Consider the following 22,229-nt stretch of genomic DNA (forward strand, 5'->3'; position numbering starts at 1 on the left):
AAAGAGGATGGGAGTGGAGAGAAGTCGACTCCTGCAAGAAAGGCGGAAAGTGTCGGGTAAAAACGTAACAACTGGACCGAAGCAACTGAGATAAAGGAATCACGGTGAGTGTATGAATCGATGATGACTTATCATAGGGCGCTGTCAGGAAGTTGTCCAGTTTTTGACGCTTGTAGCCAGACAAGGGAATAGCATGGGCTGAAGATCCACTTGAAAAAGTGCTCTACTTTTTCAAGTTAGCTGAAGCCATGCCTGCGGAAAGCGAATTCTCGGAGTGGACATCCATCTTGGCTAAAAGATAAAGGATCAAATGCTCTTCTTGTTTTTTCTAATCCAGGCTTGAGTCAGAGTTTTCATATAAATCTCCCTCTAAAAAATCAGATCCCCATTTTATAATCTAGCTCTTTATCTTCTATTTTCACTTTTTCTTCAAATTCTGTTTTGATAAATGGCTTATAGGAAGGATCGACCCTTGTAACGAAAGACAATTTATGTAATGCAGTTGTTGTCTGATCGACCTTATCCTGGTCAACATAAATAATGGCATACTTCAATTTCTTAGAGACATGCACCATATGACCATATTTCTTAATATGCTTAACATGTTTCATTTGATGAAACCAAACGACTAAACCTTGTCTGCTTACAATCATCATGTCCCCCCTCTCTTCACACTTTTATAACTATGAGACTTTACAACCGCAGCCGCCCCCTGATCCACAACTGCACCCAGTATCTGTTAAAGCTGCACCATCTAATGGTACTTTGATATTTTTACTGACACTAAATGCCATAATCTTACTTATTTCATCTAAAAATCTTTGTAATGAAGTTTCCGCCACTTTGTAGGCAGCAATGGTTTCATGCATATCCATCTCTCGTTTAGCTGCACGGATATCTTTCATAATTTGACTATAATCAGGATGGTACCTGCCAAAACGCTCTACTTCTTCATAGGCGGATTTTATTTTATTAAAACGTTGAATCAGTTGCTGAGCTTCCTGATCCTGATCCATTATTTGCTTTAATCTGCGGAATTCTTCCATTTCTTCTGATTGTAAGACCAGCTGCCCTAACTCTTCGGCATGATCTAATATATCGACAATTTCCATTGTTGCTAACATTTGAGTGAAACACCTCCATAGTCATATCATATCAATTATCACCGAGAATGAAAAGAGGCAGCTTCTTAATCATTCCAAGAACCTGCCATTTGCATTAATAACTGGACCATATGAATGTTTTGCTGGATCCGTTCCATCCTTTGAGGTAATGTCTTACCATAAAATAATTTGGCCTCCTGTTCCAACTCACTAACTCTGGATGGATCTCGAGTGAGATAACGATACCACTCCGGATTCTGCCTGATATAGCGCCAGAGTTCTTCTTTTTGCTGAAGATAGCGGTAAGTTTCTAGTTCCATAGTGCCCTCCTAGTCTTTGGATTGAAAAGGGGCTGACCCAGACTGATTATTACGATATTGCTTAAATTGATCCATTAAGACAATGATATGATCAATGGCACCATTTAAATCGTTGATATGGTTTTCTAACTGATTCATATCTAATTGTTCGATATGCTTCCAGATTTTTTTAGTCAGCTTTCCTGCTGTTCCATTATCTGCTTTCTTTTCCTGATGATCAGCATCAGCAGTATATTTACGCCATGATGGATCATCCTCACCCAAAAGTACGTACTGTTCAAAGGCTTCTTGTAAGGTGCGCTCTCCTTGACGCACCTCTTTTAATAATAATGGATGTCTTTCGATAAAGGCCTTGAATTCTTTTACCGTCGCATTCACTTGATCACCTCTCTAGCATTTGTACTACTATAATCTATGCGTACAATGGCCTGTGTGCGACGATTACTCTTTTTCTAAAAATTTTTGAGTGTAATGTGTTCGATAAACACCTACCCCTAAATCAGTATACTCTTTCTTCAATAAGGCCTCTCTCTGACCTTCATTATTTAACCAATGGTGGATCATTTCTGGAGCATCATAAAAAGAAACACCTATATTCTCACCAGCTGATCGGTAATCCACATTTATATTTGTTAAGCGGTCAGCTAAATTCTCCCCATTTATACTGTAATGAGAGAAATAGCCCTCCTCTTTCATTTCTTTACTATGCCGTTTAGCGACTTTTCCAATGGTGTCATTCCAATTTAATTCATTTAATCCAGACTCTGATCGAATAAAATTGGTAATGTCAAATATTTGTTGTGCTTCTGCTGTTTCAATCGCTGCCCACTCTTTTTGTTCCTCAATCTCTGTTATTTCCCCTTTGTAATACAGTTTGTAAGGCCTGATGAGTGCCAGCATTTCTTGATTCATTAATCGGATACCGCTTAATTGATCATCAGAGGGCGCGATATATAATTGTGCAACCACTTGATCATTGAGCAAAATAACCGGCCTGTTCTCCAAATCTTTTTCGGTTAATTCTATACGGTATTGATCAAATATCAATTGCTGCTGAATCGGATACGATTTTTCTATCTCTTCTAGCGAGTTGCCTATTTCTAATGGCTGGATATTCAGTCCCTTGCCAATCGCATATAACCCCTTTACTTGCTGATCTTCCACTGCTACTTGCATATAATAGTCTTCTTCTTGATAAATCCACCATTGCCAGCCAAAGACAGCAGGATCCTTTCGCTTGGGTTTGCCAAACGTGTCTACTATTTCATCACTTGATTGGTTTACAAAGCGCCACAGTGTGTCTTTTCGCCAATAAAGCATATGATCAGCTGGAAAAGCTGACTTTTCTACATGTTGTGAGACATACTGCTGCTGTAAAGTCACATGCAAGGGATCTTCTTGCTTTTTTTCCATCCATAACAATGCACTGAAAATGATGATAAACAATAGTATGATTACTAATACAGCCTTTACTTTCATGTTTTTCACCTACCTGTGAAACGGGGTTAATAAACTATATGTTTATTTCAACTTTTCATGAAAGTTATTTATCTAGAATAATTGCATCTTGCTCGATTTCGTAATATGATATGGTTAGCGATAAATATAGATGAGGTGAAAGTATGGAATTTACAGATATCGGATTGGAAGGTTTAATAATTGACTTAGAACTATTAGATCATGCAATGGAGAAGGCCAACTTTGTCCGTGCAGGTCAATGGGATTATGAGCGTGTTACATATGATTATAAGATTAACTCTCCCGAAAAAAATATTACATATTACGTTCGCGTACAAGGCTATGCAATAGAAGGTGACGTTGATAGAGGAGACGCCGTTATCAAATTATTGACACCTTTGTTAGGCAAACATTACTATCCGCATGGAATTGAATATGGTGAAGAAGAGGACTTCCCTGCTTCAACGGTAGAACGTACAGAAAAATTATTACAAACAGCAAAATCCAATATAGAACCATTTGTGAAATAATCCTTCGAGCACAACAATCGAACGGCTGTATAGCATATACAGCCGTTCTTTATCCAATTTTTTTACAATAAAGTAAGAGGCCAGCAGCAAGGTTATCTTCACCACTGTCCAAGAACTCAACAACAAATAAGGATAGTGAGTAGAATAATACAATTAACAGAATAACTGTTTACAAAGCTATTCTATGGCTTTTCTACCCGTTGCTCTCCTTCGGAATTGATCCACATATTAAGGTAGATATATATGTAATATAATAATTTTAAAATCTTTAGGTCGATTTTATAGAAAGGGTGCGTTACAGTTTAAATGAAAAAACTAAATAAGAAACATATCAAATTAACTCTAGTTATCCTACTGTTACTCGCAGCCGGTTATTTTATTCTTCCAGTTTCCATTCCGCTGCTCATCGCGTTCATTACAGCCTTATCACTTAACCCCATTGTACGTTTTGGCATGGAGAGGTTAAAACTAAAACGAAAACTTTCTGTCACCGTTGTTTTCTTCCTTTTTGTGACTATAATCAGTATTATCAGTGTATTAGCTGTTACAAAAACAATTGGACAAGTCGTTAGTATCGCCGAAAATATACCAAGCTATATTATTCAAGTAAACAATCAGTTATTGGAATGGGAATCCGACCTTGACCACATTACTCAAGACTTACCTGATCAGCTCGTTGAAGAAGTAAAGATGCAAATTCAGTCAACGACAACTACTCTAAGCAACAATGCTAGAGAGATGTTGCGAATTGAACGAATTGCTACGGTTGTAGGTAAAGTACCTGATTATTTGGTCAGCATAATTGTTTATTTAATCGCATTATTTATGTTTATGTTGGAAGTACCTCGACTAAAAGTCATGTTCTATCGTCATTTAAAAGACGATACAGCTGAAAAAGTTCGCTTTATGCATCAACGCCTATCTGATGTATTTTTAGGATTCTTTAAAGCCCAATTCCTCGTCAGTATTATTATTTTCATTGTCACTCTTATTGGATTGTACATCATTGTACCAGAATATGCCTTAATTATGTCTATTATCATCTGGTTAATTGATTTAATTCCTATTATTGGTTCAATTATTATTTTAGGCCCTTGGGCACTGTATATGCTCATATCAGGAGAAGTTTATGTAGGCACACAGCTTGCCATTCTCTCTATTATCTTATTAGCTATTCGACGTGTAGTCGAACCAAAGGTAATGGGGAAACATATTGGATTATCTCCATTAGCTACATTAATCGCCATGTACCTTGGTTTGAAATTGTTAGGTATACTAGGCTTTATCATTGGGCCACTTCTTGTGATTGCCTTTAACTCGGCAAAAGAAGCTAACATTATTAAAATGGATTTTAAAATATAGTAAAACAAAATTTATCGAGGTGTTAGCGCCTTCTTCCAGATTTAGAGAGACCAAAAAAAAGGAAGTCTAAAGTAGCTGCTTAATAAACGATTACATCAGAAGAAAAAACACGCACAATGGCTTTAAAGCAGTTGTGCGTGTTTTTCACTTGTTAAAATATGCTCTTGTTATGAAAGAGCTGTATTTTTTTATGTCCCTAAAATGGCTTTTAACAAACTGGTTGTTTCCCCGCCATCATATAAGACATACAATAACAAATAAACGGCAATACCGGTGATAGCAGTAAAAAACCAAATAATACTTGTAACAGGACCAATTTTCCGATGCTTTTTAATATTTCTTTTAAAAGCAAGAATTAAGGTCACAATCCCAAAGACAGCGCCTGTTGTTGCCAACGTAATATGAAAAATCAGAAAAATAGTATAGTACACTTCTAATTCTTCCGGCCCGCCAAAGCTTGTGTTTCCAAGAAAGATTGTCCGGGACATATAGATAATAAAGAAGATTAACGCACTGATCGAAGCAGCAATCATCGTCTTCTTATGGGCTTTATAATTCCTTTTGGCGACAAAACGCCAGCCGATAGCAACCAAAATGGCGCTAATCAAAATAAAAGACGTACTTATTGTTGGTAATATATGCATGTAATACATTCCTTCCAATGTTAAACTTGCTCTGTATGTTGCTGTGTAGGTAGTGGATCGATTTTGTCTGTTCCTTTATTAAACCAAGGGAAGAATATTTTGGCAATAATTGCTCCATAAATAATTTCTTGGGTGACTTTCATGATGATACCGCCAAGTTGTTGATCTTCAGCGATACTAAACGGAGAAAACATTTCCGGTCCGCTTAGCGACAGTTCGCTTAAAACATCGATCGGCACACACAACGCTAATGTTTGCAGCCAGCTTCCTGTGGCACCAAATGCCGAATAAATACTAGTAGGGGCAAAAATAATCAAAGCACACGCCGGTGTAATAAGGATACCATTCGCAGCTATGTAACCGATTTTGAGTAATGGGGACATTGTATGAGTCTCTTTCAAAGGAGAGAACAATGGCCACCATAAAATGAATGCTGCCACCAAAATCGTTAGTGTGATCGACACATGTGCCGGTTCACTTGATTTTGCATAATCAAACACAATGGGAATATGATAGACCGAGAAAAGCCCATTAAAGAGCAGCAGAGCAATCAAAGGTTTGGTTAATAATTTTAAGATTTGACTAAGTACCGGAATTTCAAAAATCTTTCTCCATACCCATTCTGGTATTCCTTTAATCATGAGAATTGGAAATAATAAATAGTATAGAGCCATTTGTAGCATGTGTCCGGTAAACATAATGTGTGATAACAAATCAATAGGAGAGCCCTTAATAATGTACAATAAGAGTAACCCGCTATAAAAAAATTGCATTTGTTTCACTGTTGCTTTTTTATCATCTTTCCTGATGATAAAAAAGAGAAAATATACTATACCTAGTATGGCCACAAATGTTGCAAAATAGGGGCTCCATAGCGCTCGAAAACCAAATATTTGTAGTTCTTGCCACATGTGAATCACTCCAATTGATATCGTTTAAATGTGTGTTCAAAATGTTCGGTAACAGGACCATCATCGCGTCATTTTTATTGGACCTTTTGAACAACTCTTTTAAGCTATGTATCATTATACCGAACTTCCCACCTATTAAAAAGCATTAAACAAATGATATTTCAACAATTTAATGAACAGCAACATGATCTAACATTCGATAAGGATGTATTTATCTATGTCACAGGACAAACCGATAGAAAGCTCGTCCTATTTATGGATTGGCTTCCATACGCACAAAAGCTTGAGAAGCATACACTTCTCAAGCTTTTTACAGATTACCACCAAACTAGGACTACTAACGCAAGAATCGTTAGGAAGGCAGCAAACACGCCGCCATAAAACATCATTGAAGGCATTTCATGTCCTTTATGGCTCATATGCATAAAATAATACAATTGAAATCCTACTTGCACAGCTGCCAGAATAAGCATAATCGGAATTACAAACAATTTTGGTAACTCGGCCATAACCATACCAAATGCAACAATAGTGAAAATAATCATTAACGCAAAGGTAATTACTTGCTGCTTCATTTCTTGTTTTCTTTTTTCTTGTTCATACTGCTGCTGTTGGTCGATAGTTGTCATCGATTTATCTGTCATAGTTTACAGCACCCCCATCAGATAGACTACTGTGAAGATGAATACCCACACTACATCAATAAAGTGCCAGTATAAACTTGCAATATAAAACTTCGGTGCATTATATAAATTCAAACCGCGTTTGGCATTACGAAACATTAATGCGATAATCCATGATAAACCGAATACTACGTGGCCGCCATGGAATCCAACCAATGTATAGAATGCCGAGCCAAATGCAGAAGATCTCATCGTAAATTCATAGTCATGAATGTAATGAACAAACTCATAGATCTCAAAGCCAAGGAAGCCAAGACCTAAGGCAACCGTAATTCCTAACCAGATCATCATTCTTTTAAAATCGTTATTTTTCATATGATACATGGCATATACACTGGTTAAAGAACTAGTTAAAAGTAACATGGTCATGATGAACACCAATTCAAGTCCAAACAAGTCTTGAGAAGAGGCCCCACCATTTGTTGAATCCCTTAGAGCTAAATAAGTCCCAAATAAACTTGCAAACAGGACAGTTTCTCCACCTAGGAAAAACCAAAATCCTAGGAATTTATTTTTTCCTTCTAAGGTGGCTTGCTCAGGATTAGAAGGCATATGTTTTGGATTTAGTACATCTTGTTCACTCATCTTATTCCTTCGCCTCCTTCTGCAAATCTTCTTTATGGATATGGTATCCTAAATCATCTTTAAGCGACCTTACTAACATACAGCCAAGAGCGATGCCCATACCAATAAACACAGCACTCAGCCAAGCTAAGTTGTCTTTTTGATAGATAAAACCAAGTCCAGCAATAAAGAAACCTACTGACATAATAAATGGTAAGAAAGAATTGTTAGGCATATGGATATCACCTAATGGTTCAGCAGGTGTCATACCTTTACGACCTTCTGTTTTTTCGATCCATAATGGGTCTAATCCACGTACAAGTGGTAATTGTTTAAAGTTATAGAATGGCGGTGGAGATGGAATCGCCCATTCTAATGTACGTGCATCCCAAGGATCTGCCCCTACTTTCTCATTTTTAACCGATGTTTTAACCACGTTAATTAACAGAATGATAGTTGCAATTCCCATTAAAAAGGCACCGATGGAACTGATCAAGTTCCCTAAATCTAAACCTTGGCCTTCTAAGAATACCCAGTAACGTCTAGGCATACCCATTAAGCCTAGGAAGTGCTGGATAAAGAATGTCATATGGAAACCGATGAAGAATAACCAGAATGTTATTTTCCCTAATGTTTCATCTAAAATAGTTCCAAACATCTTCGGCCAAAAATAGTGAGTTCCTGCAAGTAATCCAAATACTACCCCACCCACAATAACATAGTGGAAGTGAGCAATTACAAAATAAGTGTCGTGGTACTGATAATCGGCGGAAGCTGCTGCCAGCATTACCCCTGTCATCCCGCCAATGGTGAAACTTGGAATAAACCCGAGTGCCCAAAGCATAGCGGTATTAATCTGAATGTTTCCTCCCCAAAGGGTGAATAACCAGTTGAAGATTTTAATACCTGTTGGTACAGCAATTGCCATAGTCGCTACCGCAAAGATGGAGTTTGCGGCTGGTCCCATACCTACAGTAAACATATGGTGAGCCCACACCATGAAACCAAGGAATCCAATTAAGACGGTTGCAAATACCATTGCTGTATAACCAAATAATCTCTTTTTAGAGAATGTAGCAATAATTTCGCTAAAGATACCGAATGCTGGTAAAATTAAGATATAAACCTCAGGGTGTCCGAAAATCCAGAACAGGTGCTGCCAAATAACGGAATTACCACCCATTGCCGCATCAAAAAACACTGAATCGAACATACGGTCAAACATCATTAAGAACAAACCAACTGTCAAAGCAGGGAATGCAAATAAAATTAACGCACTTGCGACAAATGCCGTCCAAGTAAATAATGGCATACGCATGTAAGTCATACCTGGTGCCCTCATGTTGATGATCGTTACGAGGAAGTTAATCCCCCCCATAAGTGTACCCGCACCAGAAATCTGCAGACCTAATACATAATAATCTACCCCATGTCCTGGAGATGTTGTAGAAAGCGGTGTATAAGCAGTCCATCCAGCATCTGCTGCCCCACCTGTAAACCAACCTACATTCAACAAGATACCTCCAAATAAAAACAACCAAAATCCTAATGAGTTTAGGAAAGGGAATGCCACGTCTCGGGCCCCTATTTGTAATGGCACAACCGCATTCATGAATGCGAAAATCAGTGGCATGGCTGCTAAGAAAATCATGGTTGTACCGTGCATCGTGATTAATTCGTTATAAAAGCCCGCACTGACAAAGTCGTTCATAGGCTTTATTAGCTGTACCCTTATGGCCAAAGCTTCTAATCCACCAAGTAGAAAGAAAAAGCCACCTGCTATCAGGTACAGTATAGCAATCTTCTTATGATCCACGGTTGTCAGATAATCCCAAATCGTGGATCCGAAGCCTTTTTTTTCATTTGCTACCAATGTACTCACGTTTTGTTAACCTCCCTTTAATTCGAATGTACTGATTCATTTTCTCTAAAGTGTTCTACACTATCCACTGGTTCTTCTGTTGCTTTTAATTCCATAAGGAAATCAGCAATTTGACTAGCTTCTTCTTCGCTAATAGAGTTCTCTTCTAAATAAGGAGCACCTAACATGCCATTTCCTGGTTTGATACTTGCAGGATCAAGGATCCACTCTACCAGATTTTCCTTATTGAAATCTCTTACACCGGCTATCATAGCACGATTGCCGAAGTCAGCTAAGTTTGGTCCAACAACAGGATTAGTAGAGCTTGCATCAATCGCATGACAACTTATACAGCTATTTGCAAATAACTCTTGTCCTTCTGCAGCCTCAGCTGTATATTCAGGATCAGTATCTTGCATAGCTGCTACCCATTGATCATACTCATCTTGACTGACTACTACAATCTTAAAGTCCATTAAAGAGTGAGAATCCCCACAGAACTCTGCACATTTCCCCCAGTAAACCCCTTCTTCATGCGCCTCAATATACATGGTATTCTCATTATCAGGGTTAACATCCATCTTACCGGAAATCGTTGGCACCCAGAAAGAGTGGATCACGTCGTTTGATATCATGTTGAGATATACTCTTTCGTCTACTGGAATATATAATTCCTGACTTGTCTGGATTTCTTCATTTGCATATTCAAAGTTCCACCAGAATTGCAAACCAGTTACATTAATGTTAATACTATCTTCCATTTGACTTTCATCTGCTAAATCATATGTAACAGCGACAGTTGGAATCGCAATAATGATTAAAAGTAAAATTGGAATTACTGTCCAAATTACTTCTAACTTATGATTCCCTTCTACTTGTTGTGGGATGTGACCTTCTCCAACTTTCTTTCTGCGGAACTTCATCATTACATACAAGAAAATAATCATAACGACAATAAAGACCACTGTCATAACAAGAATTGATACGATGATAACTGTCATCGATTGTTGCGCCCCATAACCTTTTGGTGCAAGTGCAGTAAGGTTTTCTTTACCGCATGCGGAAAGAATCAATACCAAAAAGGAGAACAAGGACAACGTTCGGATTTTTCCCATCCAATCTTTCATGTTTAACCCTCTCTTTCTTTTTAACTTACTATATTATTTAGAAAAACTTGAAGAAAATCAAGTTCTACTGACATATTTCATTATAACAAATTATTCGGTAAAGTAATAACAATCATCGAAATAAATATCACCATTAAATATAATAAGGAATATAAGAACATGCTATTCGCCCATTTGCTATTATCCTTCACCCAAAACCCCTTAACTGCTAACACAAGCCAACCTGTATTTAATAATGTTCCTATTCCCAGAAATAAAGGACCTAAATCATATAATAGGAATGGTAATGGTAATAAGCAAACGATATATACTAGCATTTGCCTTTTTGTTATCTCCATACCATAAATGACTGGAAGCATAGGAATATTAGCGGCACGGTATTCTTTTTCTTTTTTCATAGCAATCGCTAAGAAATGAGGTGTCTGCCAAATAAAAATAAGTAAAAACAAAACCCAGGCCGTAGAATGAAGCTGTGGATCAACTGCCGACCAGCCTATTAATGGAGGTACGGCACCTGACAAGCTCCCCACTGCTGTATTAATAGTATATCTCCGTTTAGACCATATCGTGTATAACACAACATAGCTAAACCAGCCTGCAAATCCAAAAAAAGCAGCTTGCCATGAGGCTAGAGACAATATTAACAGACCTGTAATCGATAAAGCAGCTCCAATCACAAGTACATGCATGAGATCAATAGAACCTGTGACCGTAGGACGTGATTTTGTTCGATTCATGATCTGATCAATATCACGGTCATAATAATTATTAATCACACACCCACCTGCAATAACAAAAGCAGTACCCACCAGTGTTACCAGCATTAAGTGCCAATATTGTGCAATAGATGATCCTGTATAAAACAAGGCTAGCCAAAAACCGGCAAATGCAGTCATTGTATTGGAGTTAATAATCCCTATTTTTAACAGTTGTTTTAGATCAGCCCATTTATATACATAAGAATCCAAAGTCCTCGTCAATACAGGACTATCAGAAGAAACACTTATTTTATCCATTAGAACCATAACTTCCTTTCAGAGTTTATAATAATGATGATTAGAACATATATGAGATATTACTTAACAGGGGTTTTCGTTCTTATTATTAAATCAGTAGAACTTTCAAAAAGATGTATGTATTTGCATTATACCTAAAAATATCAAACAATGCTATTGTATCATGGATTTTATCAGTGTGCTATCCTACGGAAATAATCAATTATCTTTATGGCATTTTTGTGAACTTTTTTTCAGATGATAGTATTTGTAAGACGGAGCTTCTTTTATTTGATATAATAAATAGGGTTTACTGATAGCATACCTACTATAAAAATACATAATTTAAGTGAGACTTCTATCAGTGGTATGCTTACTTACTAATTCAGCATATAGTTACAAATTTATCAGCTGGATTGAGTTTCTGAAGCTTGCCCTGTGATAAATGACAGTCTTTAGATGAGGTGTACATATGAAATTTCTTAAATGGTTAGCTGTGATCTCAACCCTTATCATGCTCGGGGTACTAGTTGGAGGTGCACTGGTCACCAAAACTGATTCGGGAATGGGATGTGGTGCCAATTGGCCATTCTGCTACGGTGATTGGTCAATGGAGATGTTTATTGAGCTGAGCCACCGGTTAGTATCGGGGACTGCCGGAATATTTGTCTTATTGCTGGCAATTGTATCATGGAAAAAGATCGGACATATCCGTGAAACAAAGTTTTTAGCTTTTATTTCTGTTTTCTTTTTAGTAGCCCAGGCTCTAATTGGCGCTGCTGCCGTATTATGGCCGCAATCTGATTTTGTCTTAGCCCTTCATTTTGGTATTTCTTTAATTTCTTTTGCGGCAGTATTATTGTTAACTTTATTGATCTTTGAAGTAGATCACAAATTTGATGCCGATTCGTTATATATATCAGCTCATTTCCGGAAACATTTTATATGGTTGGCGATATATATTATGGTCGTAGTCTATTCCGGCGCTCTGGTAAGACATATTGATTCAAGCCTTGCTTGTCCCAGCTGGCCTATGTGTGAACGCGGACAGCCCTTTGGTTTCGCAGATTATCATTTCGGGCAATGGGTGCAAATGGGACACCGGCTACTGGCTGGAATTGCATTTATCTGGACCTGGTTCTTATTTTTCAAAATTAAACGGCATTACCGTCACAATAAAGTGATGTATTATGGATGGACTATCGCCGTTTTCCTAATTACAGTTCAAGTCGCTTTAGGGGCATTCGTGATCTTTACCACTGGTAACTTATTTATTGCCTTATTACACGCACTATTTATTACTTTGTTTTTTGGTTTGCTTTGTTATTTCTTGTTGCTATGCTATAGAAGTTTGAAAAAATAAATTGTTTTCCCTCAGTACTGATATTCGTTCATATGCTTATATATGATACATTTCTAATGATGTCTAACAAAGGGGCTGTTGCAAAATGTACATGTTGCATTTTGCGGCAGTTTTTTTTGTATGTGGGATGGTTCCTTTTGATTATTGCTAGTGATGGGAAAGAGCCTTTACGGAAGACATTCATTTTTCAATTATCATATTCGACTTCGACAAATGGAATCATAGGATGAAAGATGGCTCCTTGTGGCTTGAAAAGATTAGATACCTCGGCATCTTAGCGAAAGCCAGCTCCTTAAAGCTGAAACAGCTAATATGATAATCTCAAAAGCCCCCTTAGGATTTGAAAGGATCGAGTAGCTATAGGTGTCAACAGAAATAGAGATCTTGATGACACCCCTTTTCAACCATATGAAAAAATCAGTCATACACTTAAAAAGAGAGACTGTCCCACCTTGATTCCCATTGTGCAACAGCCTCGGTTCTATTATTTTTAAGATAATTGTCTGTTTCTTACTGATTTTCTGGCAAATGGGCGTGAGAATTTCTTTTTCTCTGTCGGATTGTCCAGTTCTTCTTCTTCATTATAACGCTGATAATTCACATGACGGGCTATATTATTAAGAATACCCATCGAGAATAGTAGCACAACCAGTGAAGTCCCCCCTGCACTGACAAATGGCAGAGGTACCCCTGTAATAGGAAGCAAACCACTAATTGCCCCCATATTGATCACTGTTTGAATACCAATCATAGAAGAAAGTCCAATTGCAATTAAACTTCCAAATGGGTCCTTGCAAATTTTAGCTATATACAGTCCTCTAATGACAATAACAGCTAAGCAAGCAAGTACAAAAACAACACCAAACAACCCTAGCTCCTCTGATATGACTGCCATAATAAAGTCACTGTCTGCTTGTGTTAAATACCCTAGTTTCTGAATGCCTTGTCCAATGCCTTGTCCGGTTACACCGCCAGTGCCAATGGCAATGTAGGATTGAATCAATTGATATCCCGTATCATCAGGGTCTGCAAAAGGCTGATAGGCTCCCGTAAATCGAGAGATTCTTGTATCTGTTACTAACTGCAGACTTAACGCTACTAGAACAACTATGCCTATTAGTGCTAAAAAACTCAGATGTCTGAATCTAATACCTGCACTAAATATCACCGTACAAGCTGCCGCAAATATGATACCGGCAGTACCAATATCTGGTTGTTTGATAATAAAAGCGAGCAAAACTGCCGTAATAGCTAATGGAGGCAGTACCGCTTTAAAAAAATCGTCAATATATTCTTGTTTTTTGGTATAAACAGCTGCCAAGTATAAAATAATCCCCACTTTAACAAATTCGGAGGGTTGGATGGAAAAGGAGCCAATATATATCCATGATTGAGCATTATTTATATTCGTTCCCCATAATTGGACAGCAAGCAAAGAAAGAAACATAATTAAGACGATCCATTTGCTTAAAGGCTTGTAGAGCGTATATTTAAAATAACTGGCAAATACAAAAAAGCCCACCCCAATTACAAGCCAAATCAATTGTCTGAGAGCTTGTGCATAAGCAGGCTCTCCATTTACGATAACAGAAGTTACCATACTCGCACTGTAAATCATTACAACACCAAAACCCGCTAATAACAATGGTGTCAGCATTAATAGAAAATCAAATGTTTTTGCCTTCTGATTCTTCATAAGGATTACCTCTAAACATCATAAAATTATCTCACTAAATTTAGTTACTGTTTTATGTAACATACCTGCATAACATCTATCTTTTAAAAGTATAAAAACTTTGCCCTTAGTTAGCAAAGTTTTTACAACCGCATATTGCGCTCTTGTGAAGCCTCATGTAAAACACTTAATTGCTGTTCCAAATTGTCCAACAGTGCCTTACCATCCTCTTCACGAATGAGCTGCAAACGAACCGCAAAGTCTATCTCTCTTGATAAACCATACATCTGTGTATCCAATACTTCCTCATATAAAGGGCATTGGGGCATAGTTAAGTTATCTATCTGAACTTTGATAAGCTGCAAGATTTTATCTGCATCTGCCTGCAGGATGGCGTAAGCTTGCTTTTCTTTGCTCAAAGGCATTTCCGTTATCATGCCAATCCCCTCCGCTATTGCTTCTCCATACTATTTTATCGTGAACATAATGAAAATGCAAGATAATATCATCTGTCAATCTTAATAGACAAAATAAGTGTGTGCACTGTTTCCAAACGAATAAATCTTTTTTACAGTGCGTGTTCAAAAAGTTCGGTGAAAAGGACCATCATCGATTAAGTCCGCAACATCGTGTTGCAACACCGGTACTAGTACGTCCTATACGTCGAAAGTTCAAGGCGGTGCAGCTTTGAGGAGATGGTCTTGCACACCGAAAAAGCGGTCTTCTTTTTCAAGGAGCGGAACGTATGCTTTTAATACGTGAGTAGCGGACTTGCACAGGAAGTGTTGACTTCTGCTTTACCCACACGATGTGGGTGATTTTAGTAGAAGTTCCTCTATTGCTAACGCAGAAATTCGTCGTGTCATTTTTATCGGACTTTTTGAACATGCTCTTACATGCAAAAATAATCTTTCTCTGCTATTCTATTACTTGACGATATTATAAAGAGGTGACTTATAGTGATTATTCAGTTAAAAGGCAAGGTGAAATATCCTATCACACTCGATCCAAGTGTGTGGATTTTTGATGACCGTAAGATCAGACTGGAAGAGGCTTTCCGCGAAAAGCCAGAAACCGAAGAAGAACAGGAAACAATTGGCCGTTTACATAAACCACCTGTAAATCACAGCATTAAAAAATATAACAAAAAGGAATTATTGAACGATTCCTATGTGATGCCGATTAAAGAATTTATTGAAAACGCTGAAATTGATAAACATGCACAAGGTGTAACCATTATAACGGAACAAGAAGAATATCATATTTCATTAGCTACCTTATTGCAGTCTTTATTACTGTTTTCGCTCAATGGTAAACAGATTAAGGAAGGTGGTCCTGCTCATCTCTATTTTGGCGATGGAAGTAATCAGGACAATCCAATAAAGGCGATAAAGATCATCGAGATACATTAATTTCTGCCGGTTTCCCTTTCTTAAGTATATTTTTTTGTTTTTATCAAAAAATATACAAAGAAAAGGAGGAGCGATGGCAATGAAATTTCTTATTATAATTTTTACAGCTTGCCTGTTATTTGGATGTCAACAAAACCAACAAGACTCAAACCAGGCTCAATCCATTGATCCATATGGCGTAGTACAGGTCAAAAATGCAGACCCATCTATTCCAAATGATCAAACCAGCCAAGAGAAGGCGCAGTACTTAGCCAATTTGGCTAGCGATGTGCCTAATGTGAATGGTGCGACGGCTTTGATTACCAATCGCGGGGTTTTAGTTGGTATTGATGTTGACAAAGATTTAGACCAATCCAAAATAGGTTCGATCAAATACGCAGTATTAGAAGCGCTGGAACATGATCCTGAAGGCAGTGAGGCTATCGTGGTGGCTGACGCTGATTTATATCAACGTATGCAAGATATGGGTACAAAAATGCAAGAAGGACATCCTATTGAAGCGATTAGCGAGGAATTAGCCAATATCACTGGCCGTTGGATGCCGGAAATTCCGGTAAAAGATGAACCTGCCAACCCTACTGATGAAAACAAACAAATCATGGACAAACAAGAAGAAGAAAATTTAGACAAGATTCAAGATGAGCAATCAAACCATCATAAATAGGCTGTATTTGATTTAGGCTGTCGTCTTCTCACGGCAGTCTATCTTGATGTTCCACCTTGTTTTTACCGCATCATTATCAAGATTAATTTATCAAAGCAAAAGCCTGTGGATTTTCTTCCACGGCTTCTATTTATTGCTTTATTTTATTATAATAATCTACACTAAATTGCGATCCTTCTTCTACCATATCGGAATTCTCCAAGTTATCGAGGCCTGGGTCACCAGCTATATCAATAGGAAAATTACTATAAGGATCCGTTAAGTTATTCCACATTTGACAAAGCTTCTCTCGATTAGTTCTGCTTGATAACAGGCATGCAGCTAATCCAGCGGTTGCTACTCCAACAATTCCACCAATCAGGTATTTTTTGTCCATTCTTATCACATCCTCTCGCTTATTTGCACCTTAGTAAAATTATACCCTTTCGACCTTTTTTAAAACATGGAAATTGCACCCTAGGTACTTATATCATTTCAACTTTTTAAGCCTCTAGCCGTAAGTATCTCCTGCTGTTCAGAGGAATTTATATAAAAAAACTATGGAAATTCTTCGAAATATGTTACAATTCAGTGAAGGTAATAGCAGGAAATTCGAGGTGAAATAATGAGAGTAAAATGTGTAATATGTGATACAATTGAAAAAATAGATGACAGTTGTCCTTTGGCAAAAAAACTGCAAAACCGATTAATTCATACGTATATGTGTACTTCATGTGATAAACGAATTGGAGATAACACCAAGAAACGGCACAAGTCAGGTAACTTCAAGCTATTCCGCAAATATGAAGTACATGACCAATATCTGGACTAATTGCTTTACTCTATACCAAAATGAAGAACCGTGGAAAGCTCTAGCATTAGACCTTCCTCGGTTCTTATTCGGGAACAATTGGTTCATGTTGTCTTCCCTGTTTATCATTTAGTCTTAGGATCTATTTCTATTCTTGCTCCGCTTGCCCTTTCCGCTCTTGATGCAATCGCAAACGATATATTCCCATCACAATGGCAATAATAAACAGGCTTTCGGCTAATGGCAAATTCAATCCAAATAACAACGTCAAAAAGAAAGTGCCTATGATTAATAAAAGATAGATAATAAATGACTTTAAAGGCGGCAACTTCTTGGCAAAGCCAAATTTATACGCCAAAATGGCTAAAACAACTATTGTTATGTAAAGGAAAAGAAACCCTCTAATTAACATTCCCATTTGACTAGCATCTGCTACGTCTACTTCTCCGCCAAGCCCCTTCATAAAGAAGTCAGCTACTGGCCATAAATTATCTGGTACTTCTATTACTGTTTCTCTCTCCATGTGATACCTCCTGCCCTTAAACAAATCCATTATACGTGATCTTGTCGATAAATACAATTTAGTTGATAATTGTGATACAATTTATGTATCAATTAAAATAGTCTTTGAGGTGAACCAATGAATTTTCAATTATCTAAGTTATTATTAGCCATTTGCGTTATTCTCTCGTTCTCCGCAGCTGGTGTTGCGATTGCTTTCCGCAGCCCGCTGTTCATCGTGCTCACTTTAGTAGTTGGGTTTGTATTAATGGGAATGGGTATCGCTATGAAACGCAGACAGCCAGAAAAGGCTGAAGCAGGTGAAATAGGTTAACGTAAGCCTTTTTCCTATTATCTGGACGAAACAAACTTACAGGCTGGCTTGCCTTGCCACAATTCAGTGCGGCTAGACAAGCCAGCTCACCTATGTGTAAAAATAGCCGATCTTTCCCCAACATCTACTCCTGTCAACATACTCCCCTTTAGCAAGAAAAAAACTCTTATATGGTATTTTTATTTTGGCTTTTTACCTCTCAGCCTATTTGTTGTCCATTGCTACTTCCATTCAATATAATCTGTTAAAATTCTTTGCCGGATTGCCGGATTACAAGTCAATATTGTATTATTTTGCAGAAAATTAACTGGTTTGCCATCTAATTGAATGGTTTCACCGCCGACCTCACGCACAAGGATCAATCCTGCGCCAAAGTCCCAAGGTGACAGTCTGAGCGTTACATAAGCGTCAATAATTCCTTCTGCAACATAAGCAAATTCTAAAGCAGCCGATCCATATGATCTTGTCCCGCGGCAGTCTATGATTAATTGCTGAATCTTCTTCTCATTGACGCGTCTATTTTCACAAGCAAATAAACTGTTCATGGCAAGTATACTTGTTTCCAATTGGACATCTTGCTTTAATTGCGGTAAACGATCTCTATTTCGATAAGCCCCCTCTCCCTTTATGGCGGTATAAAGGACATCATCGATCACATTATAAATTAACGCAATCTCGCCTACCCCATTATGATAAATACCAATCGAAATAGCAAAATTTCGTTTCTGGTGAACGAAATTCATAGTGCCATCGATTGGGTCAATAATCCAAATAGTGCCGTTCATATCATTTATTTTGTCACCGAAGCCTTCCTCACTTATAATATAGTGCGAAGGATATGTAGTTCTGATTTGATTTGCAAAAAATTGCTCTGTAGAACGATCTATTTCTGTTACCAAATCATTCACGTTGGACTTGGTATTGATTTGAAATTCGTGCTGCATTTGCTCACGAATTCTTTTTCCTGCTTCATAGACCCATTTTTTTGCGTTTTCAAAAATATTTTGACGAATGGTTGTTTCCATCAACCTTCCTCCATTCTTATTTTGACTACTTTTATTTTAGCAAACATTTAATTATTTTAAAAATTCGGGAACTCTTCTTTGCATTCAGATGATAATTAATATAAAATGATAATGATACCAATTAATTGCAAAGGATGAAGAAGAATGACTTTCACAGGTTTCGAAGCAGACGATTTTACAACTTTTCTTATTGATGGGTTAGATGAACGAATGACTGCTATTCAAGAACGAATTCAGCCGAAATTTCAGGCGATTTATGATGAATTGGCAGAAGATATAGATGAGATTGCCGGACAAGAAATGTATCTGCATATTGCCAGACATGCGCGCAGAACCGTTAATCCCCCTAATGATACATGGTCGGCATATTGTCACAATAAACGAGGCTATAAGAAACACCCACATTTTCAAGTTGGTTTATGGCATGATCATTTATTTATCTGGTTAGCTTATATCTATGAACTGCCTCACAAAGAGGAAATTGCTGAAAAATTCTTACATGAAATAGACAGCATCCAGAAAATACTGCCAGACGATTATGTCATCTCGCTTGATCATATGAAAAATGAAGCCGACTCAGTCGCCGACACCGATTTACAAAAGAGTTTGGAACGCTTTAAAAAAGTTAAAAAAGCAGAATTCCTTGTCGGCAGAAAAATTGCCGCCGATGATCCTATCTTGCAAAATGGTGAGGAATTGATAAAAAAAATCAAGAAAACACTCCACACGGTAGCACCATTATACCGTTCTTCTATCAATCTTTAGAACACAGGAGCAGACAAACCGTGGCTTGTCTGCTCCTGTTCCATTTGTAAAGCAGGACTGGATTCATATCTATTATCCGCCATAACTGCTTCTATAACTTGATGATATCGTGGTTAGCAAGCTCTCTTGCTTTTTTTATGACTCGAAAAGGTACATAGCTTGATTGTTTTTCAAACTGTTTGTCCAACTGCTTTTCCTCGCTTTTTGAAGGGACGATCTCCTTATAACGATTATATGCCACGATTAAATCTTGCTTACTAACCCCTTTCTCATAAGCCTTCTCAATTAACGAATAGTAATTAACCACATCAATAATTTCATTGGTAGACCATGAGGGATCAATTGGATAACTATAATTCATTTCAGTATCTCTCCTTCATACTGTTTCAAATTAACTTATCTTCTATCCTAATCTAACGCCAATTATCACTTGGCTACAAGCTATTAGTCATGCGTATGGTTTGTAGTTGTTGACAGACAGCTTGAGCTAGTGCCGATAACATGATGATAACAGCGGTTGTTTGCTTTATTCAGATCTCTTAATGGAATACGGATCAGCCATCTCATAGCCTTGCTCCCTCAACCCTTCTACGATATCAGCTAAGGCTGCTGCCGTCCACTCCCGATCATGCATAAGCAAATTAGCGCCTGGCTGCAATAAGGAATAATCAATATCAACTTCTGGTGCCTCACCTGTAATCATGGCTTCCCTAATCTTATTTTCATCCATATATGGTTCAAAATAGTCATAACCATAAGTCCAGTTCATTAATAACATGCCTTCTTCTTTAACAACTTCTTTGGCGAAGTCTGTATTATCACCATGCGGCGCCCGGAAAAATTCCGGTCTTTCCCCTATTATTTCCTCGATTTCATCGCTTAATTCAATAATCTCGCGTTTTTGTGTTTCTTCATCAGCAACAGATAATTGTTGATGGTTATAGGTATGATTGCCGATTGCAAAACCCATTTCATGAATTTCTTTGAGAGCCTCCTTATCTTCTTCCGACTGCAGAAAGTGACCATTTACAAAAAAGATTGCTGGCGCGTCCAATTCTTTTAGGGTCTTTGCCATCTCTAGAGCGTATGTATCAGGGGCATCATCAATCGTTAATAACACAACATTTTCTTCTGTTCCCTCTTCCAGTGGAACTAGATTCCAAGAAGATTCATCTAATTCATATAATATTTCTGAATCCTTGTCAGCTATTTGATCAGCCTCTTGCTCCTCTTCCTCTGGCTCTGCCGGCACTTTTGTCTCTGTATCACTATCTTCCGTTTGGCTATCTTCGGGATGATTTTCTGTTGCTGTTTCGGTATCCTCTGTCTCTGCTTCTGCTGGGTTATCCGCCTCGCTGTCTCCATTAGCACATGCCGCTAAGACCAGCAGACCACTTAACAAAAGCATGAGTATGTATTTCTTTAACAATGATACTTCCTCCTCCTGTCACTTTTATTTTACTAATTGTATGTATCGAAGAACTGAGCAGTGCACTGGGTACTTTCCTGTTCCACCAAATCGGATTTTTATTCCCATCATAAGCTAACGCTCAGTTTGAAAAACGACCAGCTTTTGATAGTCATTAATTACTAATGCACCCATACCCGCGGTTAGCACGATAAGATTTTCTGCTATGAAAAGTTAGTATTTTTCAACAAAGATATTTTTATCAGATAACAAACTATCTTTGACCATATTTACTTGTTCTATCATATGTCCAATGTTTCCTTCACCTGCATAAAGAGACATGTCAAAAAAGTCTTTGTTCAAATCGGACCAATATAAAACATTTTCATCTCCCGAAACCCTTATCTCTCGCTTTAATCTACCAACATAAACTTCAACGTAACAATTTTGCAGATAATATTTAAAGTCCATTAGGTGATGAAGGTTGACATCTTCTTTAGATATACCAGTTTCCTCAAAAAGTTCTCTGTAAGCAGATTCTATACCAGTTTCTCCAATCTCGATTTTTCCTCCTACTAAATTACTCAACCCTTTATAAGGATTTTTCAATCGTTTGCACATGAGCAATTGGTTCATATCTTTGTTATAAATCATTAAAATATTATACCCTTGCACAATATACCCTCCTTATTCATAGCTCGTTAATATGAATACGAAATTCTATGCTTTCCTAT

At 37.6% G+C, this 22,229-nt stretch carries 28 protein-coding genes; 8 read left to right on the forward strand and 20 right to left on the reverse strand.

Features of this window, described 5'->3' with window-relative positions:
* Positions 1-377: 377 nt before the first annotated feature.
* The 5 genes from JOD18_RS18185 to JOD18_RS18205 all read right to left on the reverse strand — a co-directional run bounded on the left by JOD18_RS18185 (position 378) and on the right by JOD18_RS18205 (position 2,902).
* Positions 378-653, reverse strand: coding sequence for a YlbG family protein (locus JOD18_RS18185; RefSeq protein WP_204670542.1), 276 nt, complete (start codon positions 651-653; stop codon positions 378-380).
* A gap of 30 nt (positions 654-683) precedes the next feature.
* Positions 684-1,124 (reverse strand): YlbF/YmcA family competence regulator, encoded by a 441-nt coding sequence (locus JOD18_RS18190; RefSeq protein ID WP_204670543.1) that lies wholly within the window; start codon positions 1,122-1,124, stop codon positions 684-686.
* A 65-nt stretch (positions 1,125-1,189) separates the two neighbouring features.
* Complete coding sequence (locus JOD18_RS18195; protein ID WP_204670544.1) at positions 1,190-1,423, reverse strand: YlbE-like family protein; 234 nt, start codon at positions 1,421-1,423, stop codon at positions 1,190-1,192.
* 9 nt (positions 1,424-1,432) lie between these two features.
* A complete protein-coding gene (ylbD, locus tag JOD18_RS18200) occupies positions 1,433-1,801 on the reverse strand; it encodes a spore coat protein YlbD (RefSeq protein WP_204670545.1) in 369 nt (122 codons plus the stop codon).
* 63 nt (positions 1,802-1,864) lie between these two features.
* Positions 1,865-2,902 carry a CAP domain-containing protein gene (locus JOD18_RS18205; RefSeq protein WP_204670546.1) on the reverse strand — a complete coding sequence of 346 codons (1,038 nt, stop codon included), beginning with the start codon at positions 2,900-2,902 and terminating at the stop codon, positions 1,865-1,867.
* Positions 2,903-3,045: 143 nt separating this feature from the next.
* On the opposite strand from JOD18_RS18205, the gene JOD18_RS18210 reads away from it, so the two are divergent.
* Both JOD18_RS18210 and ytvI read left to right on the forward strand, forming a co-directional pair.
* Entirely contained in the window at positions 3,046-3,411 is a 366-nt protein-coding gene (locus tag JOD18_RS18210) for a YugN family protein (RefSeq protein ID WP_204670547.1), read from the forward strand.
* A 306-nt stretch (positions 3,412-3,717) separates the two neighbouring features.
* Positions 3,718-4,773, forward strand: coding sequence for a sporulation integral membrane protein YtvI (gene ytvI / locus JOD18_RS18215; RefSeq protein WP_204670548.1), 1,056 nt, complete (start codon positions 3,718-3,720; stop codon positions 4,771-4,773).
* A 188-nt stretch (positions 4,774-4,961) separates the two neighbouring features.
* Here the strand turns inward: ytvI and JOD18_RS18220 are convergent, their stop codons facing one another.
* The 7 genes from JOD18_RS18220 to cyoE form a co-directional block, all read right to left on the reverse strand.
* Positions 4,962-5,417 (reverse strand): DUF420 domain-containing protein, encoded by a 456-nt coding sequence (locus JOD18_RS18220; RefSeq protein WP_204670549.1) that lies wholly within the window; start codon positions 5,415-5,417, stop codon positions 4,962-4,964.
* A gap of 20 nt (positions 5,418-5,437) precedes the next feature.
* On the reverse strand, positions 5,438-6,328 hold the full coding sequence (gene ctaG / locus JOD18_RS18225) for a cytochrome c oxidase assembly factor CtaG (RefSeq protein ID WP_204670550.1): 891 nt from the start codon (positions 6,326-6,328) through the stop codon (positions 5,438-5,440).
* Positions 6,329-6,645: 317 nt separating this feature from the next.
* Positions 6,646-6,972: a cytochrome c oxidase subunit IVB gene (gene ctaF / locus JOD18_RS18230; RefSeq protein WP_204670551.1), complete on the reverse strand. Its 327-nt coding sequence runs from the start codon at positions 6,970-6,972 to the stop codon at positions 6,646-6,648.
* Positions 6,973-6,975: 3 nt separating this feature from the next.
* Positions 6,976-7,596 carry a cytochrome (ubi)quinol oxidase subunit III gene (locus JOD18_RS18235; RefSeq protein WP_204670552.1) on the reverse strand — a complete coding sequence of 207 codons (621 nt, stop codon included), beginning with the start codon at positions 7,594-7,596 and terminating at the stop codon, positions 6,976-6,978.
* Between the two features lies 1 nt (position 7,597).
* Positions 7,598-9,457: a cytochrome c oxidase subunit I gene (ctaD, locus tag JOD18_RS18240; protein ID WP_204670553.1), complete on the reverse strand. Its 1,860-nt coding sequence runs from the start codon at positions 9,455-9,457 to the stop codon at positions 7,598-7,600.
* A gap of 17 nt (positions 9,458-9,474) precedes the next feature.
* Positions 9,475-10,563, reverse strand: coding sequence for a cytochrome c oxidase subunit II (gene coxB, locus JOD18_RS18245; protein ID WP_204670554.1), 1,089 nt, complete (start codon positions 10,561-10,563; stop codon positions 9,475-9,477).
* A gap of 80 nt (positions 10,564-10,643) precedes the next feature.
* On the reverse strand, positions 10,644-11,579 hold the full coding sequence (gene cyoE / locus JOD18_RS18250) for a heme o synthase (RefSeq protein WP_204670555.1): 936 nt from the start codon (positions 11,577-11,579) through the stop codon (positions 10,644-10,646).
* A 451-nt stretch (positions 11,580-12,030) separates the two neighbouring features.
* Here cyoE and JOD18_RS18255 point away from each other — a divergent pair, with 451 nt between their 5' ends.
* Positions 12,031-12,921 (forward strand): COX15/CtaA family protein, encoded by an 891-nt coding sequence (locus tag JOD18_RS18255; RefSeq protein ID WP_204670556.1) that lies wholly within the window; start codon positions 12,031-12,033, stop codon positions 12,919-12,921.
* A 490-nt stretch (positions 12,922-13,411) separates the two neighbouring features.
* Here JOD18_RS18255 and JOD18_RS18260 read toward each other — a convergent pair whose 3' ends face one another.
* Both JOD18_RS18260 and JOD18_RS18265 read right to left on the reverse strand, forming a co-directional pair.
* Entirely contained in the window at positions 13,412-14,617 is a 1,206-nt protein-coding gene (locus tag JOD18_RS18260; RefSeq protein ID WP_204670557.1) for an FtsW/RodA/SpoVE family cell cycle protein, read from the reverse strand.
* A 122-nt stretch (positions 14,618-14,739) separates the two neighbouring features.
* Entirely contained in the window at positions 14,740-15,033 is a 294-nt protein-coding gene (locus JOD18_RS18265) for an Fpa/YlaN family protein (RefSeq protein WP_204670558.1), read from the reverse strand.
* A gap of 522 nt (positions 15,034-15,555) precedes the next feature.
* Here JOD18_RS18265 and JOD18_RS18270 point away from each other — a divergent pair.
* Positions 15,556-16,008: a hypothetical protein gene (locus JOD18_RS18270; protein WP_204670559.1), complete on the forward strand. Its 453-nt coding sequence runs from the start codon at positions 15,556-15,558 to the stop codon at positions 16,006-16,008.
* A 79-nt stretch (positions 16,009-16,087) separates the two neighbouring features.
* Entirely contained in the window at positions 16,088-16,672 is a 585-nt protein-coding gene (locus JOD18_RS18275; protein WP_204670560.1) for a YhcN/YlaJ family sporulation lipoprotein, read from the forward strand.
* Positions 16,673-16,802: 130 nt separating this feature from the next.
* On the opposite strand, the gene JOD18_RS18280 is transcribed toward JOD18_RS18275, so the two are convergent.
* Positions 16,803-17,048, reverse strand: coding sequence for a hypothetical protein (locus JOD18_RS18280; RefSeq protein ID WP_204670561.1), 246 nt, complete (start codon positions 17,046-17,048; stop codon positions 16,803-16,805).
* A gap of 228 nt (positions 17,049-17,276) precedes the next feature.
* Between JOD18_RS18280 and JOD18_RS18285 the strand changes: the two genes are divergently transcribed.
* A complete protein-coding gene (locus JOD18_RS18285) occupies positions 17,277-17,483 on the forward strand; it encodes a YlaI family protein (RefSeq protein ID WP_204670562.1) in 207 nt (68 codons plus the stop codon).
* Between the two features lie 127 nt (positions 17,484-17,610).
* On the opposite strand, the gene JOD18_RS18290 is transcribed toward JOD18_RS18285, so the two are convergent.
* Positions 17,611-17,985 carry a YlaH-like family protein gene (locus tag JOD18_RS18290; RefSeq protein ID WP_204670563.1) on the reverse strand — a complete coding sequence of 125 codons (375 nt, stop codon included), beginning with the start codon at positions 17,983-17,985 and terminating at the stop codon, positions 17,611-17,613.
* Positions 17,986-18,102: 117 nt separating this feature from the next.
* Between JOD18_RS18290 and JOD18_RS18295 the strand changes: the two genes are divergently transcribed.
* Positions 18,103-18,297: a DUF5325 family protein gene (locus JOD18_RS18295; protein ID WP_204670564.1), complete on the forward strand. Its 195-nt coding sequence runs from the start codon at positions 18,103-18,105 to the stop codon at positions 18,295-18,297.
* A 221-nt stretch (positions 18,298-18,518) separates the two neighbouring features.
* On the opposite strand, the gene JOD18_RS18300 is transcribed toward JOD18_RS18295, so the two are convergent.
* A complete protein-coding gene (locus tag JOD18_RS18300; RefSeq protein ID WP_204670565.1) occupies positions 18,519-19,322 on the reverse strand; it encodes an inositol monophosphatase family protein in 804 nt (267 codons plus the stop codon).
* Positions 19,323-19,466: 144 nt separating this feature from the next.
* Here JOD18_RS18300 and JOD18_RS18305 point away from each other — a divergent pair, with 144 nt between their 5' ends.
* A complete protein-coding gene (locus tag JOD18_RS18305; RefSeq protein ID WP_204670566.1) occupies positions 19,467-20,087 on the forward strand; it encodes a YktB family protein in 621 nt (206 codons plus the stop codon).
* A 91-nt stretch (positions 20,088-20,178) separates the two neighbouring features.
* Here the strand turns inward: JOD18_RS18305 and JOD18_RS18310 are convergent, their stop codons facing one another.
* The 3 genes from JOD18_RS18310 to JOD18_RS18320 form a co-directional block, all read right to left on the reverse strand.
* Positions 20,179-20,448 carry a UPF0223 family protein gene (locus tag JOD18_RS18310; RefSeq protein ID WP_204670567.1) on the reverse strand — a complete coding sequence of 90 codons (270 nt, stop codon included), beginning with the start codon at positions 20,446-20,448 and terminating at the stop codon, positions 20,179-20,181.
* A gap of 165 nt (positions 20,449-20,613) precedes the next feature.
* Positions 20,614-21,516, reverse strand: a complete 903-nt coding sequence (locus JOD18_RS18315) for a polysaccharide deacetylase family protein (protein WP_239588207.1) — start codon at positions 21,514-21,516, stop codon at positions 20,614-20,616.
* A gap of 213 nt (positions 21,517-21,729) precedes the next feature.
* The gene (locus JOD18_RS18320; RefSeq protein WP_204670568.1) at positions 21,730-22,170 is read right to left on the reverse strand and encodes an NUDIX domain-containing protein; all 441 of its coding nucleotides are present in this window, start codon (positions 22,168-22,170) and stop codon (positions 21,730-21,732) included.
* Positions 22,171-22,229 lie beyond the last annotated feature (59 nt).

It is taken from the genome of Gracilibacillus alcaliphilus (assembly GCF_016909015.1).
Taxonomy (GTDB): domain Bacteria; phylum Bacillota; class Bacilli; order Bacillales; family Amphibacillaceae; genus Gracilibacillus; species Gracilibacillus alcaliphilus.